Source organism: Enterococcus mediterraneensis (assembly GCF_900604485.1).
Taxonomy (GTDB): domain Bacteria; phylum Bacillota; class Bacilli; order Lactobacillales; family Enterococcaceae; genus Enterococcus_C; species Enterococcus_C mediterraneensis.
Map to the genome: position 1 here is coordinate 5001 of NZ_UWOP01000001.1, position 25062 is coordinate 30062.

A 25062-nucleotide genomic window follows, 5' to 3' on the forward strand; every position below is an offset into this window, starting at 1 on the left:
ACTCAAAAACTGGTCTCTTTAGCAGAAAAATATCAAAAAATCGATGGCGTGCTTGATGAAGAATCTATTGCTCAATTGGATAAGATCAGCAGTGACTTTAAAGATACAGTCAATGATCTGACGGATCAGCTGGGAGATTTTGGCAATAAATTAAAAGGGACATTAGAAGATAATCAAGGTTTCTTTGCAAATCTTTGGCAAAGTATCAAAGACTTTTTTGCGGGATTATTTAATTAATTAAGTATATCTTATTGTAAAAAAACGGGCGAAGCCATTGCGGTTTAAGCCTGTTTTTTTATACAATACAGCAAGAGGGCAGAAATAACACATTTGTTCCATTTAATGATAAAATTAGACATAGACACATTTATAAGGAGGTAAAATTATGGAAGCAGAAGAGAAAAAACAATCGAGTGAAACGGATCAAGCGTCTTTTGATGCTATCAAAGAAGTGGCTTCTAAGAATATCACTCAAATGCTTCATGACCTTCAGGCGTTTGAAACAGCGATCACAGAGGAACGGATCCCTGAGATTTATCGTATCTATAATGGACGCTTGCATGAAGAGCTCAAAAAAACTTCAAATGCACATCATGAGATCGATCAGCTCTTAGTCCAAAAAATCCACGATAATTTTATGGAACGGTTCCCTTTTATGGTCCATTTGGAAAAGATATCTGAAACGATCAACTACTATAAAATCGGAGAATACTATCGTGAACGAGCAACGATCGGGATCGATGCCAGCATCCCTGAGATTTTTGTGATACCGGCTGTTGACCGGGAATGGGCGCGATTCAACGAGAAAGAAGACATTGTGGAATCCATTGAACGTCAGATGGATGAGCTGTCAGCCAAAGAAATAGCGGCTCAATCAGAGATCGCCAAATTAGATGAAAAAATCAAAGAATTGAAACAAAAAGAGACAGCGATCGAAAATACCAAGGGCTTTTTCAATCGTGGAAAAGTGGATGAAGAGCTGGCGGAAATCAATGATCAGCGGGAGAAATTAGAAGCGAAGAAGGCTGAATGGCTGCCGTTTGTTGAAAATCAGTCAAGAGCTGGCCAAGAAAAGGAATACCTGCAGCAAGAACATGTTCGCATGCGTTTAAAACGTGCCATTGTCGGAAAAGAGTTTCGCTTGATCGACCGCTACTTTGGCAGTATGGAAGAGATGCGGCGACAGTTGAAGGATTTCTTGGATAATTATTTGGAAGGAGCGGATACTGATGAATAATGAGATGGAAAAAGAAAAAAACGATCTTGTATCAGTGGATGACTCTTCAACAGAACAACAAATCGTTGTCGATGAAACAGAGATGCTTGCAGAAGAAGCTGTGGAGACTGAAACACCTGTAGTTGAGGAATATTATCAAACAAAAGACAATGATCACCAAGAAATCGTACGCTTGATCGAAGTGGCAGAAAATGAATTGGCAGATCTGCGCTTGCGCAAGTCTTTGATGGAAGCAGATTTCGATGAATTGCTATCTAAATATAAATCATTGATCCTGACTGAAGAAAATATCTCTACGATTGCTAAAAAGACATTGCTGGAATATTTCTCCTATGAGTTGATGAAACCTTTAACGAGCGTAGGATTAAAACCAGCAGATGCTGCCTATGATATTTGGGAAACCAAACACTTCTTGATCCGTTACCATCTGAATGCGGAAAACGCGTTGGAGTTCAGCTTCAAGATCGCTCCTATTGATCAGCGGTTCGAGACTGCTTTTATGCCTTTGATCCGAGTGGTTCCGGAAACTATGGAAGTAGAAGTGAATGATGAACAAGTACTGGAATTGATCCGTTTATGGCATACGGAAAAAGTTTTCTCAAAAGATCAGCTTTCGTTGGTGAACTTTGATCTGAACTTGCTTTTGAATCATTTTCGAGAACTTGGGTTTTCTGTACAGCCCAGCCTTTTGGATAACACAAGTCCACTGGCAGTCGATTTGGAAAGTGAATTTCCGCTGGAGGAAGCTGTTTTGGACGATATTTTTATCACGACAATGGAGAACCGATTGTTTGATTTTGAGAAAAAAGGCAATGATGTGTATGAAGTATTGCTGGATCAAAATCAGAAAATCGAGATTTCCAGTCAGGAAGATGGACATACCAATCTGTTTATCAACTCAGAACAACGGAAGCGTTCGATCCTTGATTTCTTCACCAGCTATCCATTTTTAGTACCTTTGATGGTTCGCAACAGCTAGAAGAAATCGGAAAAGGCAGGTGGATACAATGAAAAATAGTATAGTGAGTTTTACAAGCAAATCATCATTAGAAGAAGCGATCGTGACGGATACTCAGGACGTTCCTGAATTGGGCGAGCACGACTTGTTAGTAGAGGTTTTGGCAACAGCACTGAACCCGATCGATTTGAAATTGCGGCAAAAGCTGACAGATGGACAGTCTAAGATCTTAGGCTTTGACGCAGTAGGGAAAGTCGTCGCAATCGGCAGTGAAGTTACGCCAGACATGATCGATCAGTTGGTCTATTATATGGGAACTACCCAGCGAGCTGGCAGTTTTCAACGGTATCAGCTAGTTGATGAGCGTTTGGCGGCGAAAGCGCCCCGCTCATTGTCCGCAGCTGAAAGTGCGGCACTGCCTCTAACTTCGTTAACTGCGTGGGAATTGTTTTTTGAAAGGTTTGGCTTAAACCCAGAAGAAGCGGCAAATACGGGAAAAACTATTTTGATCATCAATGGTGCAGGCGGCGTAGGATCGATCGCAAGCCAACTGGCAAGTTGGAACGGTCTGGAGGTATATGCAACTTCAAGTCCTGAAAACTTTGACTGGCTGCAGCGTAATGGAGCTGTTCATTGTTTAGATTATCATCAGCCTTTGAAGGATCAGCTTCCTGATGGACTGAAATTTGATTTTATCGCCTGTTTCTACGATATAACTTTCTACATTGATCAACTGGATGAGCTGATCAGGCCGTTAGGGCATATCGGTACGATCGTCAACACCAAAGAAGCCTTGGATCTTAATCCTTTGAAAAATCTCAGTGTCTCGTTTGATTGGGAATATGCGTTTGCTAAAACTGATTTTTACGATGATGAAACACAAGGAAATATTTTAGGGCGGATCGCCGAATTGATTGATGCGGGGAAACTGCAGACAACGTTAGCGCGAAACTTCAGTGACGGGATTTCTAAAGAAAATTTGCTTGCGGGCCTAAAATTAGTCGATGAGGGCCATTTTGGGAAAATCGTTTTATCAGGTGGTTTCCATGAATGATGAGTTAGCCGATATCCAGGAGTTTTGGGACGGATTTGCGGAGGAGTATCATTTGATTCAAGAAGAATCCGTTTTTCCCATCGCAGAGGATGTGAATGTCTTTTTAGAAAACCGAGGAATCTTACCGACGACTGATTTCTTGGATTTGGCTGGTGGTGCGGGCAGATATATCAATGCTCTCTTGCCACAAGTGGATAGGTACACGTTAGTAGATATCTCTCAAAAGATGTTGGAATACGCCGCTCAGAAAACAACGGATGAAAAATTACGGCTGGTACGCATGGATCAAGCCCAATTTTTTTCAGCGACGAAAGGTAATGCTTTTTCTATAGTTTTTTCTGCCATGAATCCGGTGATTGAAGCTGCTGAACTGATTGAAATCAATCGGATCAGTTCAAAATGGTGTCTGATTTTACGGACAGTGAAAGAGGAAGAATCATTGTTTACCCCGCTGGAAAAACGGCTGGGTATGGTAGCGGAAAATGATCTAATGGCTGTCTATCAAGATGTTTTGAAGGAAAAAAATGCAGCTTTTTCTACTCAGCGGTTTTCTTATCATGAGGAAGAAGTGATTACACAGGCGTTTTTCCGGGAATATTTTCAAGAATACCTTACAGAAAAAGAACTATCTGAACAAATCGATACTCTTTTCCAAGACGAGACGGCTATCAATCATCGACATTATGTCTTTGAACTGCTTTTTTGGGAAAAATTTTAAAAAAGGATTCTGTTATCACAGGCCGGCTTAGAACAGTCTTTAGATAACAGAATCCTTTTTGTTTAGGAGATTTTTTGCGACTCCAATTGAAGAGCAGTCTTTTTATTAGTAATGAAATACGAACCAACGATCAAACCGTAGATAATAGCGGTGACGATCGTGACTGCCGGAGTATTGGAAGCAAAGATAGCAACGAAGATTCCAGCGAGAAAACCCAGTGTGATCAGATTGATCGCCAGTTTCATTTTTGAAACAGCATTTTTCCGCAAATAGTTGAAATAAGCTAAACAAAGGATCACCCAGATCATCAAGACAGTGTAGGAAAGAGTCCCTACTAGGTAGCTGAAGAGCTTTTCGCCGAATACATAAGACAACAAGACACCAATGTATAAAGTCGCCGTAGAAACCATAACAGCACGATTAGGAACGCCATGCTTATTCAGCTTCATTTGTTTTGCAAAACGTTTTGATTTTGACAACTGCAGATGCAAAATACGCGAAGAAGCGTAGATCCCTGAGTTGATAGATGAAAACAGCGCTAAAATGATCACTAAATTGACCAGGTCGCTTGCAAAAGGAATGTTCATTTTTTCAAAGACCATGACAAAAGGTGATGCGGAAGAATTAGCTAGTTCTTGCCAAGGATAGATGATCAGCAATAAAAACATTGGAATGATGTAAAAAGCGATGATCCGGAAAATCACGCTATGGATCGCTTTAGGGATCGAGCGTTTAGGATCTTCGGTTTCTCCCATCGCGATAATGATCAGTTCCGTCCCGCCATAAGAATAGATGACCAGCAGCAACGAATTGAACAGACCGTGTAATTTATGAGGGAAAAATCCGCCATGAGCGGTCATAGTATGCATCGTTGGTAAAAAGCCGATATCAAAAATCTGCTGAACCACTAGAAAGCCGGCAAAAGCGATCAATAAAACTACGACACTGATTTTCCCGACGGTCAGCCAAAATTCTGTTTCGGCAAAGATCTTAACGGATAAGAAATTAATCAGCGTTGTCAACAATGATATGCCTAAAATAAATATCCATGCAGGAATATCAGGAAACCATAACTGGATAAAGCTGGCAGCTGCTACTGCTTCAGTAATCACATTGATCATCCAAAGTGTCCAGTAAAGCCAATCTGTAAAGTAAGCGGAAAATCTGCCGAGATAAGGTTCAACGATTTCTGATAAACTTCCAGCATGAGTGTTTTCCATTGCCAGTGTACCCGCAGAAGTCATGATACTGTACAGTAATAACCCGCCTAAAAGAAAAGCTAATAAAACGGAAGGACCGGCTAAACTGATGGCTTCACCGCTGCCTTTGAATAATCCGGCGCCGATCGCTCCACCGAGGGCTAACATCGTCACATGCCGTGAATGTAATTTTTTTTGTAATTTATTTTCCATAAAGTTTCTCCTTATTTATCACTGAATAAAATGCCTGTGATAAGACAAAGAAAATAATAGTTGAATTTTCAGAATTTTTCAACATCGAATGAGTCAATTTTTAGGAAATTTTCAGAATTATTTGGCGCCTCTCATTTAATTATTTGGCAAATATGGCAGAAAATGATAGCATGAAATTGCTTTAGGATTGAAGCATCATGCATTATATAGAAGTGAGGGAATAACCTCATTCTTATTAGATAGGAGCATCGTTTTGGTAAAAAAACAAAAATGGACACTTAGCGGTATTTTGTTGTTAATAATTGTGGCAGGGGTGCAATTTTTACCGCAATTCAATCAACCGCAATCAGAAGTTTCACAAGAAGTTCAGCAACAATCTGCGAAGTATCACATCAATGAAGTGGATCTAAGTGATCCTCCCCGTTTTGAGAAGATCGAAGTAAATGCGATCCGCAATGTCGATGGAGATACCTTTGCTTTTACTGCGAATGGAAAAGAGTATAAGCTGCGACTGTTAATGGTAGATACCCCAGAGAGTGTGAAAAAAGGTGTTGCGGTACAACCATATGGGAAAGAAGCAAGTAATTATACGAAGCAGCAGTTATCTAAAGGAAATGTCAGTCTTGTTTTTGATAAGGGAGAACCTAAAGATCGGTATGATCGTTTTCTTGCTTATGTGTATGTCGATGATCAGCTATTGCAAGATAAATTGCTTTCTGAAGGACTTGCCATAGTACGCTATGTCAACAGCGGCGGAGATAGTTATCTGGATGAATTGCTGGCGGCGCAGAAAAAAGCCCAAGAACAGAAAGTAGGTGTTTGGAGCATGAGCGATTATGTAACAGAAACTCACGCTGGGTATTACCAGTATAATCAGCGATGAGGGATACTCGACAAAATAAAAACAGGCGAGAACACCGTGCGGTTAAAAATCTTTTAAAAATCTTTTTATGAATATTCGTTGATATAACGCGGGCGATAGATAACCGGTCAAAAATGAAGCAACTGAAAAGACTTTTGGAAGCACGAATATATTGTTATGTCCTTTCTTGATTTATTTTCCATTGGTAATAGGTAGACATTTGTATCAATAGTCTTTAATTTAGTTATTAAAAGTTATTTTATGATAGATAGCTATTTGTAAATTTTTCTTGCGTTTTGCGGAAAACAACGAAAAAAATAGTTTTTTTATATGGATTTTATTTTTTTAATTTGTTATCATATACTAGTAGACAATTTAATAATAAAAAAAGGGTTGAGTGAAAGACTTCAAGGATTGCGTTCTTCAAGGGGTGAGAAGAACACTTTTTGAAGTGCCCTTTAATCCAAGCGTACTTTGAAAAAATGAGGTGCGTTTTTTTTGTAAAGGAGGAGAGATTTTGAAGGAAGCTTTAGACCGGATTCATCAAGCAGAACTCGACAACGAAAAGAAGCGTCAAGAAACAATCGCAAAAGTCAAAGATTACCAAGTTCGTAAAGACTTGGAAATCCAAGCATTTGTTGATGAGTTGAAAAATAAACGGGTTCAGCAGATCAAAGATGAGGAGCAAAAAGAACAATCGCAGTTAGAACAAGAAAAAACATTGCTCCTCAAAGAATCGGAACAGATGAAGAAAATGTATCATCAACAATATGAAGACAGGCATGAACGAATCGTTCGAGAGATTTTAGAAAGGGTGAAGCAAACATATGGCAGTTAGTTCTTTAAAGAAGTTATCGATAATTGCCGAAAAAGATCAACAAGAAAAAATCCTGCAAGTTATCCAAGGAACCCAGAAAATCGAAATTGAAGATCTGTTAAATAATGAAGAGAATCAGGAATGGATCGCAAAATATTTTCCCGAAGGAAGTTTATTGGAAAATGGGGACAGCCGCCATTATGAGCAGTTGTTGGCCTCCATTGATGAATGCATCCATTTTGTAACAGATCACGGAGATGCCAAACAAAAAGTTGTAAGCTTAAAACGAAAAGTGGCGACACTGTCCGAACTGGAAAAAAAGTTTGATGAGCAACGTTTGCAAGCTACTCTGGATGAAATCATGCACCTGAAAGAACGTTGGGATCGAAACCGACAACAAGAAAAAGAATATTTGGGGGCTGAGAGTTGGGGGACAGATTGGCAAAGTCTCGATATCGACCCCAAAGCATTTAAATTGAAAACAACCTCCTATCTTTTTGGTTCGGTCGCCAATAATCAGTGGGAAGAATTGAGAAGTGTCCTTTTAGAAAATGAAGACTTTTATTTTGAGATCTTGAATACTCAAGCAAAGGAAATGACCTTTGCATTAGTATTTCTGAATGAAGAGCAAGAGAACGTGCAACAAATCTTGCAGCGATTCGGAGTGAAGATCGAAACCTTTCCTTATGATGAGATGCCTAAGAAAGTTCTTGCGGATGCGAAACAAAAATTGAGTGAGCTGGCAAAAGAGCGAAAACAATTAGCAAAACAAATCGGCGAGAAAAAAGCGCTGGTAGCAGATCTGCAGTTGGCAGAAGAGGTCCTGCTGGCAAAACAAAATCGCGAGATCGCCAAACAAGGTTCACTCCATTCTAAATATCTGGCAGTGATCCGCGGGTGGATCCCCGAAGCTGATGCGGCTAAAGTAACTCAGCGAATCAATAAGGAATTTCCAGACGGAGAAGTTTATTTAAGTTTTGAAGATCCAACACCAGAAGAGATCGCAGAAAATAGAATACCTACAAAGCTCCATAACAATAAATGGGTCCAACCTTTTGAGCAGTTGACTGGAATGTACAGTCTGCCCAAATATGAAGAGATCGATCCGACACCATGGATGATGCCTTTTTATTTGATCTTTTTCGGAATGATGGTAGCTGATACCGGGTATGGTGCGGTGATGCTGTTGGTGACGACGGCGGCCTTGAAAGTAATGACGCTTCCTAGAGGCATCCAGCAATTTATGCGGCTGTTTCAAATGCTGTCGATCCCAACTATTATCTGGGGATTGATCTACGGCAGTATCTTCGGGGCTTCATTACCGTTCCATCTCTTGCTTCCTTCAAGAGATTTTATGGCGATTTTTGCTATCTCGATGGTTTTCGGCGGATTGCAGATATTTACCGGTCTGTTTTTGGCAGCGAAAGAAAATATCAAACGCAAAGACTATATATCTGCTGTTGGTGAAGGCTTTTCTTGGCAGGGTATCTTGATAGGGATCTTGATCGCAGTTGTAGGAGCGATGGTAGTTCACTCAGATATATTGATGTATATCGGGATTGGCTTAGCGGCATTCAATGCATTGCTGATCGTCTTTATACCAGTCGTTCAATCCGAATCAAAAGTCGGCGGGTTCTTCATGGGATTGTATAACCTTTACGGCATCACAGGGTATGTAGGTGACTTTGTCAGTTATAGCCGTTTGATGGCATTAGGGATCTCTGGCGGAAGTATCGCCGCAGCATTCAACATGCTGGTTGGTTTTATGCCGCCTGTGGCACGATTTTCTGTGGGGATCATTTTACTGATCGTTTTACAGGGATTGAATATTTTCTTATCTCTGCTGGGGGCTTATGTCCATGCGGCACGTTTGCAATATGTTGAGTTTTTCGGCAAGTTTTATACTGGCGGCGGACGGCCATTCCGGACGTTCAAGCCAGAAGAAAAATACATGAATTTTGAAGAAGAAAATGGAGGAAAAGATAAATGACACAGTATTTAATCGAAAATCAAGGCGGATTCATCTTAGCGATTTTAGGAATGGGGATCGCAACGATCCTTTCTGGTATCGGTTCAGCTAAAGGAGTGGGAATGACTGGTGAAGCAGCTGCAGCATTGACCACCAGCCAACCAGAAAAATTCGGACAATCTTTGATCTTGCAGCTTTTACCAGGTACTCAAGGTTTATATGGTTTTGCGATCGCAGCGATGATTTTCGGTAGTTTGTCTCGCGACTTGACGATGATTGATGGACTTGCATACTTAGGTGCTTCTCTACCGGTGGCTTTCACTGGTTTACTGTCTGGGATCTATCAAGGAAAAGTTGCGGCAGCAGGTATCCAGATTTTGGCGAAAAAACCAGAACACTTTTTCAAAGGAGTTATGTACGCGGTAATGGTTGAGATGTACGCGATTTTAGGCTTCGTTATTTCATTCTTACTGTTAGGCAGCATTTAGTCACTACTGGAGGAAAATCAATGGATGCGATTGATAAAATCATTGAACAGATCAATGAACACGCACTAGAAGAACGTGCCCTATATGAAAAAGAAAACGTGCAAAAAATCGATACAACCATGGCACAGCAATTAAAAACAGCGGAACAGGAACATCAAAAGCTGTTGGAAAAACAATTGCAGACAACAAAAAATAAATACAAGCAATTACGATCACGTCAACAAGTTGAAGTTCGCCAAGAAACGTTGGTGGAAAAACAAGGCTATTTGGATCGATTGTTTGATGAAGCTTACGAGCTGATGAGTGGATGGACGACAGATGAGACTCGGGATTTTGCGGAGAAATGTCTCAAAGCATTGCCGGTTGAGCGGGATGTCACACTGTTGGCAGGCGGCGGGATGCCGGAAAATATTTTTACAGAAGAATGGTTGCGGCAAGTAAGCAAAGAGCTGCCTTATAATATCCGTCTAGGCGGAAAAACAGCTGATCAAAACAAAGGATTCATCGTTGATGATCAAGGTGTGCAGTACAATTTCTTATATCGCGATCTCCTGACAGAAGTCCGCGCTCAAGCAGGAAACGAAATCACACGTCAATTATTTGATTAGGAGGGATGACATGAGCAGTGAATTGTATCATACGATCAATCCCTTTATCCGTTTGAAGGAAAACGAGTTGCTGAAACCGGAACTTTTTGAACAGCTAGCAGCCGCAGATTTTAAGCAAATCGAAACATTGCTGGCTCCAACTGTTTACGGCAAATATATGAAGGAAAATTTCCAACTGACATTTGAGCAGTCTTTGAATCAAGAACTGTTGAGCACCTATGAGGAATTATTAGAAATGGCGCCTGAACCGGATGTTATTTGGATCTATACGATGCGCTATACATTTCATAACCTGAAAGTGTTGACGAAAGCAGAAATCGCCGGTGAAAACTATGACTATCTCTTTTTACCGGACGGCTTTTATTCGCTAGAAGACTTGAAAAGTGCCATCCAAACCGGCAAGTCCGAGATCCTTCCGGAAAAAGTCGTGAAAAGTATCCAAGAAGTTCGAGAACACATTGAAGAATCTAACATTCTTCAAGGAATCGACGTGATCTATGATCGGCGCTTTTTGAAAGAACAGCGGAGATTGGGAGAAAAACTAGGATATCCAGAGCTTTTAGAAGAGATCATCACTTTCATCGATCTGACCAATATCATCACTGCGTTGCGTTGTTTGCTGCAAAAGCGGACGCAAGGATTTATGGCGGCTGTTCTTTCCAGTTCCGGCAGCATCCCAAAAGAAACTTTCATGAGTTTTGCGGGACAAGATCTGGAACAGTTCAAACAGTTTCTATTAACAAGTGACTACGGCAGTCTGATTCGTCCGGCAATCGAAGGAGAAGAGATCGATTTTGCTAGATTAGATCTGATCAAAGATGATCACTTGACAGATATTGTGGAAGGGGCACAAACGAAAGCTTTTGGCCCACTGCCTTTATTAGCATTTTTGAATGCCAAAGATATCGAAACCAAAAATCTGCGTTTGATCATCGTAGGCAAACGCAGCGGCTTTACCCCTGAACAAATCAAAGAGAGGATGCGAAGAACCTATGACGTATAATAAAATCGGAGTCATCGGCGATAAAGAGTCCATCCTGCCTTTTAAATTATTCGGCTTTACCGTTAGATACGGTATCGACAAAAAAACTGTCGAACAAGCGTTCAACGAAATGATCAAAGAAGAATTTGGCGTCATCTATATTACTGAACCATGTGCGCAATGGATACAAGATCAGATTGAACGATACCATTCAGCATTGACACCAGCGATCGTCTTGATCCCAAATCATGATGGTGCGTTAGGAATCGGCTCACAAGCGATCCAAAATAATGTTGAAAAAGCAGTCGGACAAAATATCTTGTAGGAAGGAGCTCGAAAACGTGCAAATTGGAAATATTATCAAAGTTTCAGGCCCGTTAGTTATGGCTGAAAATATGGGACATGCAAGTATCCAAGACATCTGTTATGTCGGAGATCTTGGTGTCATTGGCGAAATCATCGAAATGCGAGGAGATGTTGCTTCGATCCAAGTATATGAAGAGACCTCCGGCATTGGACCAGGAGAGCCGGTCCGTTCGACAGGTGAAGCTCTTTCTGTCGAGTTGGCACCGGGGATCATCTCACAAATGTTTGACGGGATCCAACGTCCGTTAGACAAATTTATGGAACAGACAAAAAGTAATTTTTTGCTGCGGGGCGTTCAGCTTCCTGCATTAGATCATGAAAAAAAATGGACCTTCCAACCAGCGATGCAAACAGGAGATGCTGTTTCTGGCGGAGATATCGTAGGTACTGTGCAAGAAACCAAGCTGATCACTCATAAGATCATGGTACCAGCCGGCATCTCTGGAAAAATCAGCAACATCGAAGCAGGAGAATTTACGATCGATGAACCAGTTTATACGATCGAAACCGATAATGGCGAAAAATCCTTTGCGATGCTGCAAAAATGGCCGGTACGGCGGGCGCGTCCTGTAAAAGAAAAAATGAATCCTGATGCGCCGATGATCACTGGACAACGAGTGATCGATACCTTTTTCCCAGTGACTAAAGGCGGTGCGGCGGCAGTACCGGGACCTTTTGGCGCCGGAAAAACAGTCGTTCAGCACCAGATCGCCAAGTGGGCGGATGTAGATCTTGTGGTTTATGTCGGTTGCGGGGAACGAGGCAACGAGATGACGGATGTTATGAACGAATTTCCTGAATTGATCGATCCAAATACCGGTGAACCATTGATGGAACGGACGATCTTGATCGCCAACACCTCCAATATGCCGGTAGCGGCGCGGGAAGCGTCCATCTATACTGGGATCACCATCGCTGAATATTTCCGAGATATGGGCTATTCGGTGGCGATCATGGCGGATTCCACTTCACGCTGGGCAGAAGCGCTGCGGGAAATGTCCGGTCGTTTAGAAGAAATGCCGGGAGATGAAGGCTATCCTGCTTACTTAGGCAGTCGTTTAGCCGAATACTATGAGCGTGCCGGCAAAGTCATCACTCTTGGTTCAGATCATCGAGAAGGCAGTATCACTGCCATCAGTGCCGTGTCACCTTCAGGGGGCGATATCTCTGAACCGGTCACTCAAAATACACTGAGGGTAGTCAAAGTATTCTGGGGATTGGACTCAACGTTGGCACAGCAACGGCATTTTCCATCAATCGACTGGCTGAAGAGTTATTCCTTATATGAATCAGAAGTCGGTAATTATTTGGATCAACAGCTTCAAGTGGAATGGTCGAGTTTAGTAACGGAAGCGATGCGGATGCTGCAAAAAGAATCAGAATTAAATGAAATCGTGCGTTTAGTCGGTATTGATTCTCTTTCTGAAAAAGATCAGTTACTGTTAGAAGTGACAAAATCGATCCGTGAAGACTACTTGCAACAAAATGCTTTTGACGATGTCGATACCTTCACTTCCCGTGAGAAACAATTCCACATGCTGAACAATATCGTAACGTTTGGTAAAGAAGCTACTAATGCGTTAGAACTAGGATCTTATTTAGAAGAAATCATGAAAGGAACAGTCATCCTGCGAGACAAGATCGCTCGTATGAAATACGTTCCAGAAGAAGAGTTGGATAAGATCACAGCAGTGCAGCAGGAGATCAAAACAACAATCAAAGACATCATCCAAGAAGGGGGCATGACAAATGATTAAAGAATACAAAACGATCGGCGAAGTTGTCGGCCCGCTGATGGCTGTCGAAAAAGTATCCGGTGTTAAATATGAAGAGTTGATCGAAGTTCGTATGCAAAACGGCGAACTGCGAAAAGGACAAGTTTTAGAAATTCAGCAAGACAAAGCGTTAGTTCAGATCTTTGAAGGAACTGGCGGCATCAATCTGCGGGATTCCGCAGTACGATTTTTGGGACATCCGTTAGAGCTGGGTGTTTCAGAAGATATGATCGGGCGAGTCTTTGATGGTTTGGGTCGTCCTAAAGACAACGGACCGGAGATTTTGCCGGAAAAAATGCTGGATATCAACGGGGAAGCTATCAATCCGATGGCCCGTGATTATCCGGATGAATTCATCCAAACAGGTATCTCTTCTATTGATCATTTGAATACGTTAGTTCGGGGACAAAAATTACCGGTCTTTTCTGGTTCTGGACTGCCCCATAAAGAACTAGCGGCACAGATCGCTCGTCAAGCGGCGGTTTTGAATACGGACGATGATTTTGCGGTAGTGTTTGCCGGTATCGGAATCACTTTTGAAGAAGCGGAATATTTCATGGAAGACTTCCGAAAAACCGGAGCTATCGATCGTTCTGTCGTATTCATGAATTTGGCCAATGATCCGGCTATCGAACGGATCGCGACACCGCGGATGGCATTGACCGCCGCTGAATACTTAGCTTATGAAAAAGGCATGCACGTTCTGGTCATCATGACGGACATGACCAACTACTGTGAAGCGTTGCGGGAAATCTCCGCCGCTCGTCGTGAAGTTCCAGGCCGTCGTGGGTATCCTGGGTATCTATATACCAACTTGGCAACCTTGTACGAACGTGCAGGACGGATTCGCGGGTTAAAAGGTTCTGTGACTCAGATTCCGATTTTAACGATGCCGGAAGATGATAAGACTCATCCAATCCCTGACTTGACAGGATATATCACGGAAGGACAGATCATCTTGTCTCGTGATCTATATAAAAGCGGGATCCAGCCGCCAATCGATGTGTTGCCGTCATTGTCACGTCTGAAAGACAAAGGGACTGGTGAAGGCAAGACCCGTAAAGACCATGCGGCAACTATGAATCAGCTGTTCTCTGCTTATGCGCAGGGGAAACAAGCAAAGGAATTGGCTGTCGTGTTAGGGGATTCGGCGTTATCTGATGTCGACAAGATCTATGCAAAATTCGCGGAGCGCTTTGAAGAAGAATACGTCAATCAAGGCTATCAGACCAATCGTTCCATCGAAGAAACGCTGGATCTAGGGTGGCAGCTATTGAGTATTCTGCCGCGAACAGAATTGAAGCGGATCAAAGATGATATGATCGATGAGTTTTTACCTAGCAAAGGGGTAGAGTAGTATGGCAAAATTAAACGTCAATCCCACACGAATGGAACTTGCTCGTTTAAAAAGACAACTAACTACTGCTAAAAGAGGGCATAAATTATTAAAAGATAAACAAGACGAGCTGATGCGGCAATTTATCCTGCTGGTCAAAAAAAATGACAAGATGCGCAAAGAAGTCGAAAAAATGATGGAAGGTGCGATGCGGGCGTTTCGCTTGGCGAATGTCACCTTGAATGAGTCCTTTATCGAAGAGCTGTTTATTTTGCCTTCTGCCCGTGTTGATTTGGATGTATCGAAAAAAAACATCATGAGTGTGGAAGTCCCTGTCATGAATTTCCACTATGATGAAGAAGTCATCGAAACACCTATTGAATACGGCTATTTAAACTCCAATGTTCCTTTAGACAATTCCATCGTGCGTTTTACAGCGGTCTTACCGAAGCTTTTGGAATTGACAGAAATCGAAAAAACTTGTCAATTAATGGCAGGAGAAATCGAAAAGACACGCCGGCGAGTCAATGCTTTGGAATATATGACGATTCCGGAATTAGAAGAGACCATCTACTATATCCGAATGAAGCTGGAAGAAAACGAACGTTCCGAAGTAACACGGATGATCAAAATCAAGAACATGAATAAAGAGGCGGAAGTTTAGACTTCAGTCAACATAATACCCGAATGTAGAGAGCTTCTTTTATAGAAGTGTGAGTCTTGCGGCAAACAAGCCATCAAGATATCTATTTTCGGGTATTTTCTTTTTGTAAAAAACGTGAATTTCGTGGAGTTTCTTTACTATGCAGAGCTTTTCATTTATGCTTATAATAAAGAGATTAGCAAAGAATAAATAAAAATTGAGAGGCTTTTAAAGAATGAAAAAACGTTACAGCAAATTGGCTTTATCAGCACCTCAGATGATCACGTTTGGATTTGCCGGGGTCATCTTATTGGGAGCTGTTTTGCTGAGTTTGCCTATTTCCAGTCAATCCGGTGAAGCGACGCCATTTATTGACGCATTGTTTACAGCAACGTCAGCGACATGTGTTACAGGACTTACCACCCTGACTACCGCAGAGCATTGGAATCTTTTTGGGCAATCGGTGATCTTGGTTATGATCGAAGTCGGCGGACTTGGCTGGATTTCGCTTCCGGTCCTGTTTTTCTTTTTATCCCGTAAAAAAATCGGGCTGAAAACACGCATCGTTTTACAGGAATCTTTGAATATGGATCAGATGAGCGGCGGTGTCTATCTGATGCGATATATCATAAAAATCGCTGTTGCTATTCAGTTGATCGGGATGGCGCTGCTGATGGTTGATTTTGTTCCTCGATTTGGATGGGCGAAAGGAACCTGGTTCAGCCTTTTCCATGCGATCTCCAGTTTCTGTAATGCAGGTTTCGATTTGTTCGGCGATAGCTTGGTCGGGTTTCAGAAAAATCCGTGGGTGCTAAGTATTGTGATGCTGCTGATCATTTCCGGCGGTCTGGGCTTTTTAGTATGGTCTGATCTGCTCAATTATCGAAAACGGCGGAAATTCACGCTGCACAGTCGGATCGCTCTGACAGTTACATTAGGCCTGCTGATTTTTGGGACACTGGGTTTTACATTGACGGAACGAAACGCTGCGCTATTGGCAGAAGGAAATGTGATCGAACGTTTCTTCAATACGATGTTTATGGCAGTGACTCCAAGGACAGCCGGATATTTTTCGATCGACTACTTTCAAATGACACACGCTGGTTTGATCCTGACGATTATTTTGATGTTCATCGGGGGAACATCCGGTTCAACTGCCGGTGGTTTGAAAACAACGACATTTGGTGTGCTGCTGATACAGGTCAAAAGTATTTTTAAAGGCCGGACACGGGCAGAATTTGCCGGCAGGACTCTGCGCAATGCAGTCGTTTCAAGATCCTTGACACTATTTTTTATTACATTGTCATTATGTATCGTGGCAACGATGATTTTATCTGTGACAGAATCGATCCCAAATGTTCATCGTTTAGGCTTGGAATATATCGTGTTTGAAGTCGTATCGGCGTTTGGAACGGTTGGTTTGACGATGGGGCTGACACCTGATCTGACAATGATCGGTAAACTGGTCATTATCTGTCTAATGTTCATCGGAAGAGTCGGTATCTTAACAGTCGTCTTCTCATTGATAACCAAAGGTAGACAGCAGGAGCCGTCTATCAAGTATCCAGAAGAATCGATCATGATTGGTTAATATTTTAAAAAGTCTCCACGAAGCTGAAAGACAGTTTGCTGACAGCGGTGGAGATTTTTTTAAGAGTTATGCTTTTTAAGATATACAAGGAGCAAAAAATGCCTTTGTGCTTTCCTTTATAATTGAAAGCGTTTTTGTGTTATGACAACATTACTCAGGCATTTGGACAAAAAACGATTTGAAGTTAATAAGCCAATAAAAGTTAATGCGGAATTTAAATATCATTATGGCGGCAAAATGTTTTGTGAAACGTATAGAAAAAAGTGTGAACTTGTTTGTTTAAATCAAATCAGACTGGCAGCTTATCAAATTTTAAGGAGGAGAAGATGGAATCAATAATTGAGGTTCAGCATTTATCAAAAAGCTATGGAAAGAAGAAGGCTATTAACGATTTGTCTTTTGCGGTTGAGGAAGGAGCCTTCTTTAGTTTTTTAGGACCGAACGGCGCCGGCAAATCAACGACTATTGATATTTTAACGACGTTAGTTCAAAAAGATACCGGTACCGTAAAAATCAATGGTTTAGAAATTGGGCAAAATGACGCTGAGATAAGAAGTATTATCGGCTCGGTTTTTCAGAGGGGGCTATTAGATGAAAAACTTACAGTTCTTGATAATTTGCTTATTAGAGGTAGTTTTTATCAATTATCAGACAAAGAGTTAAAAAATCGAATCGATTATTTATCTGATTTGATTCAAATAAATGAGTTTTTATCTCAACAATATGGAAAGCTTTCAGGAGGACAAAAACGACGGGCAGATATTGTTCGGGCTCTGATAAATCAGCCTCGGATTTTATTTTTGGATGAACCAACTGCTGGACTTGATCCATTGTCGAGGAAAATACTTTGGCAAACAATTAAAGACTTGCAAAAACGTCTATCAATGACTGTTTTTCTAACGACCCATTATATGGAAGAAGCTGCCCAATCAGATAAAATAGCTATTATTGATCAAGGTCGCTTGGTTGCCCTTGACACGCCTGATAATCTGCGAGCTTCTTTTAGTACAACTAGTGTTAGATTATACCATCCAACGCCTCAATTACTCCCTCGATTATTAAATGAACACTACCAAGCGTTCGAAGAGAATGACGTAATTCTCATCCAAAATTTGACCTACGATAAGATATTGGGCATCCTTGCTGACAATAGAAACGAGTTTGATGGATTCGAGGTGTTGAGAGGAAACATGGATGACGTTTTTCTTAATATAACCAAGCAACTAGAGAGTACTAAGGATAAGTCGGAAAGAAAAATAAACTAATTCACTAAGATTAGTTAAGTAGTAGTATTATCTGAGGTTCATCATCATTATAAGGAGAGATCAAATGAATAAAAAGCTGATTTACCGATTCATCAAGCTTTATTATAGCGATAAGATGGCTGTCTTTTATTCGCTGTTGGGAGCAATCGTCGTCATTGTATTGTATTTTCTATTTTTAGCCAAGAATCAAGTCACCATGATTCTTGAACAGACGAATGGTTTAGTAGGGCAAAAAGAGGTTTCGTACCTTGTACATAGTATGATTTTATCAGGACTGCTTTCTGTGACATCCATGACAAGCGTTTTAGGAGCTTATGGTACTATGGTAAGTGATTGGGAAACACATATTATGATGGATTTTCGCAGTTCGCCGTTAAAACCTTGGGAGTACCCATTAGCGAGCGTGTTGTCTTCTTGGATTGTGGGTGTTCTAATTAGCGGGATATCTTTGCTGTTTTACGGTTTTGGTATTTTTTTCGCTACAGGATATTTTTTTCACTTAATCAGATAGGGACTACAGTATTGCTTATCCTATTTTCATCAATGTTCAGTGCGCTTTTTATGGGTGCTGTCTGTTCAATCATTCGTACCTCAAGAACATATTCAGGCGTCAGTTTACTCGTGGGTACATTCATCGGGTTCGCCAACGGACTATACGTCCCTATTACCACATTAACAGAGACAGTTAGAAATGTTATTACTGTTTTACCGTTTATCCATACAGCTTCTCTGTTTAGGGAGGCGCTGTGTCAAGAAGCTGTAGATATGGTTTTTAAGGATGTTCCTGTTACTATTAGAAATAATTATATGAGGCAAATCGGTTTGTCTCTTCAACTAGGATATTTTCACATTAGTCAGTTGTTTTCTATTAGTTATTTATCTGTGATCTCACTAGTCAGCTTTTTTATTATGCTGTTTATTTGGACTAGAAAAGCAAAACAGATTTAGAATTTGGTTTATTTTATATCATAAATAAAAGGAGAAAGATCATGGGGGATGTCTATCATCTATTTCAAACGATGTATCGGCAGATGGGTCCGCAAGGCTGGTGGCCGGCAGAAAGTAAAAGCGAGATCGTCCTTGGCGCGATCCTCGTTCAAAATACCAACTGGCAAAACGCTGCTAAGTCGCTGCAGAATCTGCGGTTGTTGACGCAACTTCATCCTGAAAAAATTGCGGCTTTGACTCAAGCGGATATCATCGAAGCGATTCGGCCAAGCGGATTCTATACAAATAAAGGTCGAGCGATCTTTGAATTTTTCGCTTGGTTCCAAGAATTTGATTTTTCTTTTGATAGAATAAAAAAAGTCTATGGCACAGAACTCCGCAAGCAGTTGTTGAGTCTGCGGGGGATCGGAGAAGAGACAGCAGATGTCTTGCTTTTGTATGTTTTTGATGAAAAAGTGTTCATCGCTGATAAATATGCTCAGCGCCTATTTACCTATTTAGGCTGGTCGACAGCAACAAATTATCGGCAATTACATCAGCAAGTAGATCTTTCAGAATTTACATTAGCGGAAGCACAAGAGTTTCATGGGCTGATCGATGAATTTGGGAAAATTTTCTTGAAATCCCCCACTACTTGGCAGCAAAGTTTTTTATATGAAATAAATCATTAACTGTCTCTTTTCTTTTGTGGAGATTTAAGCTATACTATTTTTAAGGAAAAAACTCGTTTAAATTGAAAGAGGTATGTTTTGTGAGTGTGCTAGGTATCTAATCAAGCAATTGAATCCAAATAGACAAATTCAGATGTTTATTTGGTATGCCTATAGATACCTGTCGATTGTGATAAACTGACTTTTAAGGTGATAGGCTGACTATCGCCTTTTTTTGTTGAATATACGAGTTTTTAACCTTCCAGGAACAGGTGTCTATATTACAGAAAGGACCCTTACATGGACACAAAACTATATCAAGAAACAGAATTTACAATAATCAAAAATGAAGTAATCAAGTTTGCTATCAGTGATGAAGCAAAATATTTATTAGAACAACGTGAACCTTCCTTGAATTTCCAAACAGTAGAAAAACGTCTGCGGGAAACTGGTGAAGCGATGGCACTCCTAGCTTCCAATCAGCATGTTCCTTTTATGGGAATCAAAAAAATCAAACAGCTGACAGATAAAGTAGAAAAAGGGATGATCTTGGAAGCTAATGAGCTGATGGAATACAGCGACTTTTTACGTTCCATTCGTTTGATTAAGCAGTTGTTTGAAAAAAATAAATTCCAAGTCCCCGTATTATCAAGATATACTGCGGATCTGGAAGATTTCAAAGGAATCATTGAAGCGGTCACGACATCGATTGCCGGAAATACTGTCCGCTCAGAAAGCTCTCGTACACTACGCAAGATCCGCGGAAAGATCCAAAAATTAGAGAGCGATATCGAAAAAAGTTTCAATAAATATCTCAAGAACGCTACTACTCAAATGTATTTGCAAGAACGTTTTGTAGTAAAAAAAGATGATCGCTATACATTGCCTGTCAAAAGCGAATTCCAATCAAAAGTCAAAGGTCAGATCATTGAGCGCTCGAATAAGGGGACCACTGTCTTTGTCGAACCGGAAGGAGTCCGCAAACTGAATGATCAGCTTCAGCTGGCAAAAGCTGAAGAGATCGGCGAGATCTATCAAATATTAGCGTCTTTGACAGGAATGATCGCAGAAGAACTGCCACGCATCACCTATTGCAAAGAAGTCATCGTAGAACTGGATATGATCTTTGCCAGAGGAAAGTATAGCCGTTCTATCAACGGCGTACCTGTTCGTGTCAGAGAAGACGATACATTGGTCTTGGATCAAGTCAAGCATCCGTTACTAGGTTTTTCAGCGGTCCCGCTGTCTTTAACGCTAGGTGAAGATGCCCGCGGTCTGATCATTACTGGACCGAATGCCGGCGGAAAAACGATCGTGTTAAAAACAGTAGCGCTGACTTGCCTAATCACGATGTTCGGTCTGTTTGTTGAAAATGGAGGGAATACACAGATCCCGATTTTTAGAGATTTGTTCATCGATATCGGAGATCAGCAAAGTCTAGAAAATGCCTTGAGTACTTTTTCCGGACATATGCAAAACATTTCTCAGATATTGGCGAAGGTCAAAAAGCACTCCCTCGTTTTACTAGATGAGATCGGCAGCGGCACGGAGCCGAAAGAAGGCGCATCTTTAGGAATCGCATTGATGGAGGCAATGTATCAAAAAGGAGCGCTGATCATTGCTACTACCCATTATGGAGAAATCAAAGACTTTGCATTGGCTCATGATGATTTTGTAACAGCGGCGATGGCTTTTGATGGGGAGACATTGACACCGAAGTATCGCTTACTGATGAATCAAGTTGGCGACAGCAATGCGTTTTGGATCGCTGATAAGATGAAAATCGATCCGAAAGTGATCCGACAGGCAAAGGAATACCTGCAGAGAAAATCCTATGATACAAAAAAACAGGTATTTAAATTCTCAGAAAAAACGAAAAAAGCACCCTCTAGTGAGATAGAATTCCATAAAGGCGATCGTGTTTTTTCTGCTGAACATGGCTATGGTCTTTTTTACGAAATGAAAGACCAGCAAACAGCTCTTGTTTTTGACAAAGAGATGAACGAGATCCCTTTGCGGCGATTATCACTCGTCACACCCCATACACAGTTGTATCCGGCAAATTATGATCTGGAAAGTCTCTTCACGGATTTTCATGAACGAAAATTCAACCGAGATATTGAACGCGGTTCTAAAAAAGCCCAGAAAAAACTACGGAAAATGGCGGAGGAGAGACGGGCGAAATAAGAATCACCAAACAAGTGCGATGATGCGTTAAAATATTGAAAACATCCTTTCCTCTTCTTAGGTCTGTACTATGGATGATGCAGATCTAGGAGGAGGATTTTTCTTTTATTTTACTCTTCACAAACACGAACGTATGTTTTATAGTAAAGAGCAAAGGTAGGGAAGCAAATGAAGACACCGTTAACGATTCAATTAGAAGAGACACTTTATCATTATTGCCGGGAAAATGGCGAAGTCGTAGTAGAAGAAGTCACGATGCCTGATGATCAGGGGATCGTTGATACATTAAGCTGCCGATTAACTGAAACAGGATTTGAATGGCGATGCTTTGAACTAAAAGTCACGAAAGCTGATTTTCGTTCAAAAGCCAAGCTGTCATTTATTGGACACTATAACTATTTTGTTTTACCTGAAGCTTTATATATGACGGTCAAAGAAGAGATTCCACCGGCGATCGGTGTGATGGTCTATCATGCGTACATTGATCAGGAAGATGTACCAGGATTTTTTACTATTGAGAAAAAACCACGAAGACAAGAACTGGCGGTAGATGAGCAAGCGTTGTTGTCTCGACTAATCAGCGCCCAAGCAAGAGAAGTGAGTAAAGCTAAGCGGACGGAGCGGGGGCTGCGAGTATTCAGCACGAATCAGATTTACAAGGAACTCAAACGCCGACAGCCGGAATATGATTTGTTCGGCGGCGGGGTCAACTATTACGATCGCTTTATTGAAGAAACTCAAAATCAAGCTGTTGAGGCCTTGAAAGAAGAATTGGAGGCTACTCGCCAAGCGTATTTTGAATTGGAAAAACGCGTGATGGGGGAGGAATGAAGAATGTATTATCCTTATTTTCGCGGGAAACAATTTGACTTGATCGCTTTGCGGGAACTTTCGGAAAATGGATTGCTGTCTCGAAAAATCCATCCGATCATCGAACCAGTCAAAGATTCTTCAGCATTGAGAAAGACAGTCTTGCAGTTTGAAAAGGCACAGCAGTCTTTTACATTGATCGAAAATCCGCAAGCTGGAGAATTTTTAACAGAAGATGGGTATCTGAGGCTTCACGCAATGACCACAAAGCGCGGCCAGATCCTGACGCAGCCGTTAGAGCCTTCTGCAGAACAAAGCGGACTCTTGATCCTTCAACAAGCAAAACCAGCACTGGAATGCGATTGGAGCCAAAATGAAAAGCCGGTCTTGTTGCCGCTTGAATTTCGGCTTTTGCAAAAGGTACAAGGAGAGTTGATTTTGTCAGAGGATGTTTTTACACGGCTTCCTCGCAATCGATTTTATCAGGAATTGCCGGATGAATTGTTTACCAATAGACATTTGAATTATCAGAGAAGCGGTTTTCAAGGATTTAGCGATTTTTCGCTAGATAGCCGCATCTACTATGAAAAGTCTTTTCCATCTGCAGAAATCTGCATCCATCTTGTTTATTTTGAAGGGGATGAATTGCGTATCCATCATTTTCTTTCGCCGGAAGAGTTGCCAACACAAAAGGACAAGTTTTTAGCGGTTATGGAGGAGATTGCAAACTGGCAGCCGCTGCAAAAAACACATGGATTGAACTTGTTGATGACAGCGGCAGCTAACGGAAAATTTCCTGGAATGGGGATCATTCGCAAGGCTTCAGTCATGCACCATTTAGAGCTGATGGGTGATTTTTTGGATAGCCGGTAAAGAGTGGAAGAACTCTGTGTAAAAAAGTAGATTAAAATTAAACACACTTATAAAATTTTCTGTGAATAAAAAATAACCTCACAACCAATCAGAAAACAAAATAGCAAGGTAGGGTAATTCTCTTTTATTATGCCATATGATACTCTATCTGTAGAACATTATTCAGAGGAGGTTTATTATGTCATTTGATTTATCCGTCAAACAGTTAGCGAATATGATTGATCACACGTTGCTAAAAGCAGACGCTAAGAAAGCTGATTTCAGAAAGTTGGCAGACGAAGCAACTACATACGGCTTCAAGATGCTGGCAATCAATTCGGCGCCTGTAAAATTCTGCCGAGAATATTTAGGAGATAGCCCAGTCCATGTGGGGGCCGCAATCGGTTTTCCACTTGGTCAAACATCGATTGCCGCAAAAGTATTTGAAGTGAATGATGCTATTCAAAATGGCGCGGATGAGATCGATTATGTGATCAATATCGGCGAATTAAAAGATGGTAATCTGGAATATATCCGCCGCGAAATGGAAGAGATCGTGGCAGCAAGCAGAAAAGGGAATATCTTATCTAAAGTTATCTTGGAAAATTGTTATCTGACTGACGAAGAAAAAATCGCTGTATGCCAAATTGCTCGTGAAGTGAAACCTGACTTTGTCAAAACCTCTACTGGCTTTGGCCTTTCTGGTGCAACCGTTGAAGACGTTCGTCTGATGAAAAAAACGGTAGGAGAAGAGGTAGAGGTCAAAGCGGCCGGCGGGATTCGAGATTTAGCAACTGCCAAAGCAATGATCGAAGCCGGAGCTACTCGAATCGGAACCAGTTCAGGTATCACTATCATTAAGGAACTAGAAACTTTGAAAAATTCTTCTATGCAATAGAACCCTCATAAAAATGAAAACCTCGTCCAAATAGCTGAAGCTGGGGCGAGGTTTTCATTTTCAGATTTGATTTAGGAGACAACTAAAGTAATAAAGCTTACTTTTTGAGTTTTTCTTTATTGTATATATAGGACTATCATGTTTAAATATATATACAATTTATTATTTTCTGATTTTTTAAACAGTTATTAATAAACATATAATAGATAGCTTTAAAAATTGAGAGGAGGAGTACATATGGCTAAAAATGAGGAATTAATTTCCAAGTTATTGAAGTTTCAGCCAGATTTGTATAATGAGATCATAGAATATCAAGAAGAAAAGCATCTTCCTTATTTTACGACTGCCGTTTTCGAATTGATCAGAGCAGGGCTCCGAAGCAGCAAAGGAAAAGAAATAAAAATTACTCCGGAGTTGCTGATTTTAGTAGAGAATTCTTACAAACTTTTCGAAAATGATATAAAAGAGCTTCACAAATACGAGTCAGAGATCGAACGACAGATAGAAGAAGAATTGAAACAGAAGTATAATATCGAAATGAATGATGACAATGAAAGACGTTCCTTAGAGTGAGGAATGTCTTTTTTTCTTTTGTCAGAGTCTTTTTCAGCAGTATCTTATTTTGATTATGAGTAA

General features: G+C 40.9%; 25 protein-coding genes and 1 other annotated feature (1 of these 26 cut by a window edge). Of the genes, 24 read left to right on the forward strand and 1 reads right to left on the reverse strand.

The features are described 5' to 3' along the window. The 5 genes from EFB00_RS00025 to EFB00_RS00045 form a co-directional block, all read left to right on the forward strand. On the forward strand, nucleotides 1–237 hold the final stretch of the coding sequence (locus EFB00_RS00025; protein ID WP_122644898.1) for a DUF1002 domain-containing protein. 816 nt of this gene lie to the left of the window's left edge; 237 of the gene's 1053 nt are visible here — the last part of the coding sequence; the start codon falls outside the window, past its left edge; its stop codon occupies nucleotides 235–237. A 148-nt stretch (nucleotides 238–385) separates the two neighbouring features. Next, nucleotides 386–1237: a viral A-type inclusion protein gene (locus EFB00_RS00030; RefSeq protein ID WP_122644899.1), complete on the forward strand. Its 852-nt coding sequence runs from the start codon at nucleotides 386–388 to the stop codon at nucleotides 1235–1237. Further along, on the forward strand, nucleotides 1230–2216 hold the full coding sequence (locus tag EFB00_RS00035; RefSeq protein ID WP_241153379.1) for a hypothetical protein: 987 nt from the start codon (nucleotides 1230–1232) through the stop codon (nucleotides 2214–2216). Before EFB00_RS00030 ends, EFB00_RS00035 begins: the two co-directional genes overlap by 8 nt. Before the next feature lie 28 nt (nucleotides 2217–2244). Further along, nucleotides 2245–3249, forward strand: coding sequence for a zinc-binding alcohol dehydrogenase family protein (locus tag EFB00_RS00040; protein ID WP_122644900.1), 1005 nt, complete (start codon nucleotides 2245–2247; stop codon nucleotides 3247–3249). Continuing rightward, on the forward strand, nucleotides 3242–3967 hold the full coding sequence (locus tag EFB00_RS00045) for a class I SAM-dependent methyltransferase (protein ID WP_164709403.1): 726 nt from the start codon (nucleotides 3242–3244) through the stop codon (nucleotides 3965–3967). The genes EFB00_RS00040 and EFB00_RS00045 overlap by 8 nt, the downstream gene beginning before the upstream one ends. 62 nt (nucleotides 3968–4029) lie before the next feature. On the opposite strand, the gene EFB00_RS00050 is transcribed toward EFB00_RS00045, so the two are convergent. Beyond that, nucleotides 4030–5379 (reverse strand): amino acid permease, encoded by a 1350-nt coding sequence (locus EFB00_RS00050; RefSeq protein ID WP_122644902.1) that lies wholly within the window; start codon nucleotides 5377–5379, stop codon nucleotides 4030–4032. Between the two features lie 253 nt (nucleotides 5380–5632). Between EFB00_RS00050 and EFB00_RS00055 the strand changes: the two genes are divergently transcribed. The 19 genes from EFB00_RS00055 (at nucleotide 5633) to EFB00_RS00150 (ending at nucleotide 24999) form a co-directional block, all read left to right on the forward strand. Beyond that, complete coding sequence (locus EFB00_RS00055) at nucleotides 5633–6262, forward strand: thermonuclease family protein (protein ID WP_241153380.1); 630 nt, start codon at nucleotides 5633–5635, stop codon at nucleotides 6260–6262. 370 nt (nucleotides 6263–6632) lie between these two features. Continuing rightward, nucleotides 6633–6681: a sequence feature (sodium ion sensor (DUF1646 type); this cis-regulatory element may regulate processes involved in with the transportation of sodium ions), on the forward strand. A gap of 77 nt (nucleotides 6682–6758) precedes the next feature. After that, nucleotides 6759–7079, forward strand: a complete 321-nt coding sequence (locus EFB00_RS00060; RefSeq protein WP_122644904.1) for a hypothetical protein — start codon at nucleotides 6759–6761, stop codon at nucleotides 7077–7079. Continuing rightward, entirely contained in the window at nucleotides 7069–9048 is a 1980-nt protein-coding gene (locus EFB00_RS00065; protein WP_122644905.1) for a V-type ATP synthase subunit I, read from the forward strand. The genes EFB00_RS00060 and EFB00_RS00065 overlap by 11 nt, the downstream gene beginning before the upstream one ends. Next, nucleotides 9045–9515 carry a V-type ATP synthase subunit K gene (locus EFB00_RS00070; protein WP_122644906.1) on the forward strand — a complete coding sequence of 157 codons (471 nt, stop codon included), beginning with the start codon at nucleotides 9045–9047 and terminating at the stop codon, nucleotides 9513–9515. Before EFB00_RS00065 ends, EFB00_RS00070 begins: the two co-directional genes overlap by 4 nt. 20 nt (nucleotides 9516–9535) lie before the next feature. Then, nucleotides 9536–10123: a hypothetical protein gene (locus EFB00_RS00075; RefSeq protein WP_122644907.1), complete on the forward strand. Its 588-nt coding sequence runs from the start codon at nucleotides 9536–9538 to the stop codon at nucleotides 10121–10123. A 10-nt stretch (nucleotides 10124–10133) separates the two neighbouring features. Continuing rightward, a complete protein-coding gene (locus tag EFB00_RS00080; RefSeq protein WP_122644908.1) occupies nucleotides 10134–11126 on the forward strand; it encodes a V-type ATPase subunit in 993 nt (330 codons plus the stop codon). Next, entirely contained in the window at nucleotides 11116–11430 is a 315-nt protein-coding gene (locus EFB00_RS00085) for a V-type ATP synthase subunit F (protein WP_122644909.1), read from the forward strand. The genes EFB00_RS00080 and EFB00_RS00085 overlap by 11 nt, the downstream gene beginning before the upstream one ends. A 16-nt stretch (nucleotides 11431–11446) precedes the next feature. Continuing rightward, nucleotides 11447–13228: a V-type ATP synthase subunit A gene (locus EFB00_RS00090; protein WP_122644910.1), complete on the forward strand. Its 1782-nt coding sequence runs from the start codon at nucleotides 11447–11449 to the stop codon at nucleotides 13226–13228. After that, complete coding sequence (locus tag EFB00_RS00095) at nucleotides 13221–14603, forward strand: V-type ATP synthase subunit B (RefSeq protein ID WP_122644911.1); 1383 nt, start codon at nucleotides 13221–13223, stop codon at nucleotides 14601–14603. Before EFB00_RS00090 ends, EFB00_RS00095 begins: the two co-directional genes overlap by 8 nt. 1 nt (nucleotide 14604) lies before the next feature. Then, complete coding sequence (locus EFB00_RS00100; RefSeq protein ID WP_122644912.1) at nucleotides 14605–15246, forward strand: V-type ATP synthase subunit D; 642 nt, start codon at nucleotides 14605–14607, stop codon at nucleotides 15244–15246. Between the two features lie 214 nt (nucleotides 15247–15460). After that, entirely contained in the window at nucleotides 15461–16816 is a 1356-nt protein-coding gene (locus EFB00_RS00105; protein WP_122644913.1) for a TrkH family potassium uptake protein, read from the forward strand. Nucleotides 16817–17142: 326 nt separating this feature from the next. Beyond that, a complete protein-coding gene (locus EFB00_RS00110; protein ID WP_122644914.1) occupies nucleotides 17143–18081 on the forward strand; it encodes an ABC transporter ATP-binding protein in 939 nt (312 codons plus the stop codon). Nucleotides 18082–18145: 64 nt separating this feature from the next. Continuing rightward, a complete protein-coding gene (locus EFB00_RS00115) occupies nucleotides 18146–18592 on the forward strand; it encodes a hypothetical protein (protein WP_122644915.1) in 447 nt (148 codons plus the stop codon). Nucleotides 18593–19070: 478 nt separating this feature from the next. After that, nucleotides 19071–19700 (forward strand): endonuclease III domain-containing protein, encoded by a 630-nt coding sequence (locus EFB00_RS00125; RefSeq protein ID WP_206423447.1) that lies wholly within the window; start codon nucleotides 19071–19073, stop codon nucleotides 19698–19700. Between the two features lie 279 nt (nucleotides 19701–19979). Then, the gene (locus EFB00_RS00130; RefSeq protein ID WP_122644918.1) at nucleotides 19980–21866 is read left to right on the forward strand and encodes an endonuclease MutS2; all 1887 of its coding nucleotides are present in this window, start codon (nucleotides 19980–19982) and stop codon (nucleotides 21864–21866) included. Nucleotides 21867–22034: 168 nt separating this feature from the next. Further along, a complete protein-coding gene (locus EFB00_RS00135) occupies nucleotides 22035–22697 on the forward strand; it encodes a hypothetical protein (protein ID WP_122644919.1) in 663 nt (220 codons plus the stop codon). A gap of 3 nt (nucleotides 22698–22700) precedes the next feature. Continuing rightward, nucleotides 22701–23549, forward strand: a complete 849-nt coding sequence (locus EFB00_RS00140; RefSeq protein ID WP_122644920.1) for a sce7725 family protein — start codon at nucleotides 22701–22703, stop codon at nucleotides 23547–23549. Nucleotides 23550–23727: 178 nt separating this feature from the next. After that, a complete protein-coding gene (gene deoC / locus EFB00_RS00145) occupies nucleotides 23728–24426 on the forward strand; it encodes a deoxyribose-phosphate aldolase (RefSeq protein WP_122644921.1) in 699 nt (232 codons plus the stop codon). Nucleotides 24427–24663: 237 nt separating this feature from the next. Further along, on the forward strand, nucleotides 24664–24999 hold the full coding sequence (locus tag EFB00_RS00150) for a hypothetical protein (RefSeq protein ID WP_122644922.1): 336 nt from the start codon (nucleotides 24664–24666) through the stop codon (nucleotides 24997–24999). The last annotated feature ends 63 nt before the right edge of the window (nucleotides 25000–25062 follow it).

Excerpts from the sequence above, each read along its gene's own strand:
- EFB00_RS00030 (WP_122644899.1), top strand. The coding sequence starts at position 386 with ATGGAAGCAGAAGAGAAAAAACAATCGAGTGAAACGGATCAAGCGTCT.
- EFB00_RS00035 (WP_241153379.1), top strand. The coding sequence starts at position 1,230 with ATGAATAATGAGATGGAAAAAGAAAAAAACGATCTTGTATCAGTGGAT.
- EFB00_RS00040 (WP_122644900.1), top strand. The coding sequence starts at position 2,245 with ATGAAAAATAGTATAGTGAGTTTTACAAGCAAATCATCATTAGAAGAA.
- EFB00_RS00045 (WP_164709403.1), top strand. The coding sequence starts at position 3,242 with ATGAATGATGAGTTAGCCGATATCCAGGAGTTTTGGGACGGATTTGCG.
- EFB00_RS00050 (WP_122644902.1), bottom strand. The coding sequence starts at position 5,379 with ATGGAAAATAAATTACAAAAAAAATTACATTCACGGCATGTGACGATG.
- EFB00_RS00065 (WP_122644905.1), top strand. The coding sequence starts at position 7,069 with ATGGCAGTTAGTTCTTTAAAGAAGTTATCGATAATTGCCGAAAAAGAT.
- EFB00_RS00070 (WP_122644906.1), top strand. The coding sequence starts at position 9,045 with ATGACACAGTATTTAATCGAAAATCAAGGCGGATTCATCTTAGCGATT.
- EFB00_RS00075 (WP_122644907.1), top strand. The coding sequence starts at position 9,536 with ATGGATGCGATTGATAAAATCATTGAACAGATCAATGAACACGCACTA.
- EFB00_RS00080 (WP_122644908.1), top strand. The coding sequence starts at position 10,134 with ATGAGCAGTGAATTGTATCATACGATCAATCCCTTTATCCGTTTGAAG.
- EFB00_RS00085 (WP_122644909.1), top strand. The coding sequence starts at position 11,116 with ATGACGTATAATAAAATCGGAGTCATCGGCGATAAAGAGTCCATCCTG.
- EFB00_RS00095 (WP_122644911.1), top strand. The coding sequence starts at position 13,221 with ATGATTAAAGAATACAAAACGATCGGCGAAGTTGTCGGCCCGCTGATG.
- EFB00_RS00100 (WP_122644912.1), top strand. The coding sequence starts at position 14,605 with ATGGCAAAATTAAACGTCAATCCCACACGAATGGAACTTGCTCGTTTA.
- EFB00_RS00105 (WP_122644913.1), top strand. The coding sequence starts at position 15,461 with ATGAAAAAACGTTACAGCAAATTGGCTTTATCAGCACCTCAGATGATC.
- EFB00_RS00110 (WP_122644914.1), top strand. The coding sequence starts at position 17,143 with ATGGAATCAATAATTGAGGTTCAGCATTTATCAAAAAGCTATGGAAAG.
- EFB00_RS00115 (WP_122644915.1), top strand. The coding sequence starts at position 18,146 with ATGAATAAAAAGCTGATTTACCGATTCATCAAGCTTTATTATAGCGAT.
- EFB00_RS00125 (WP_206423447.1), top strand. The coding sequence starts at position 19,071 with ATGGGGGATGTCTATCATCTATTTCAAACGATGTATCGGCAGATGGGT.
- EFB00_RS00130 (WP_122644918.1), top strand. The coding sequence starts at position 19,980 with ATGGACACAAAACTATATCAAGAAACAGAATTTACAATAATCAAAAAT.
- EFB00_RS00135 (WP_122644919.1), top strand. The coding sequence starts at position 22,035 with ATGAAGACACCGTTAACGATTCAATTAGAAGAGACACTTTATCATTAT.
- EFB00_RS00140 (WP_122644920.1), top strand. The coding sequence starts at position 22,701 with ATGTATTATCCTTATTTTCGCGGGAAACAATTTGACTTGATCGCTTTG.
- deoC (WP_122644921.1), top strand. The coding sequence starts at position 23,728 with ATGTCATTTGATTTATCCGTCAAACAGTTAGCGAATATGATTGATCAC.
- EFB00_RS00150 (WP_122644922.1), top strand. The coding sequence starts at position 24,664 with ATGGCTAAAAATGAGGAATTAATTTCCAAGTTATTGAAGTTTCAGCCA.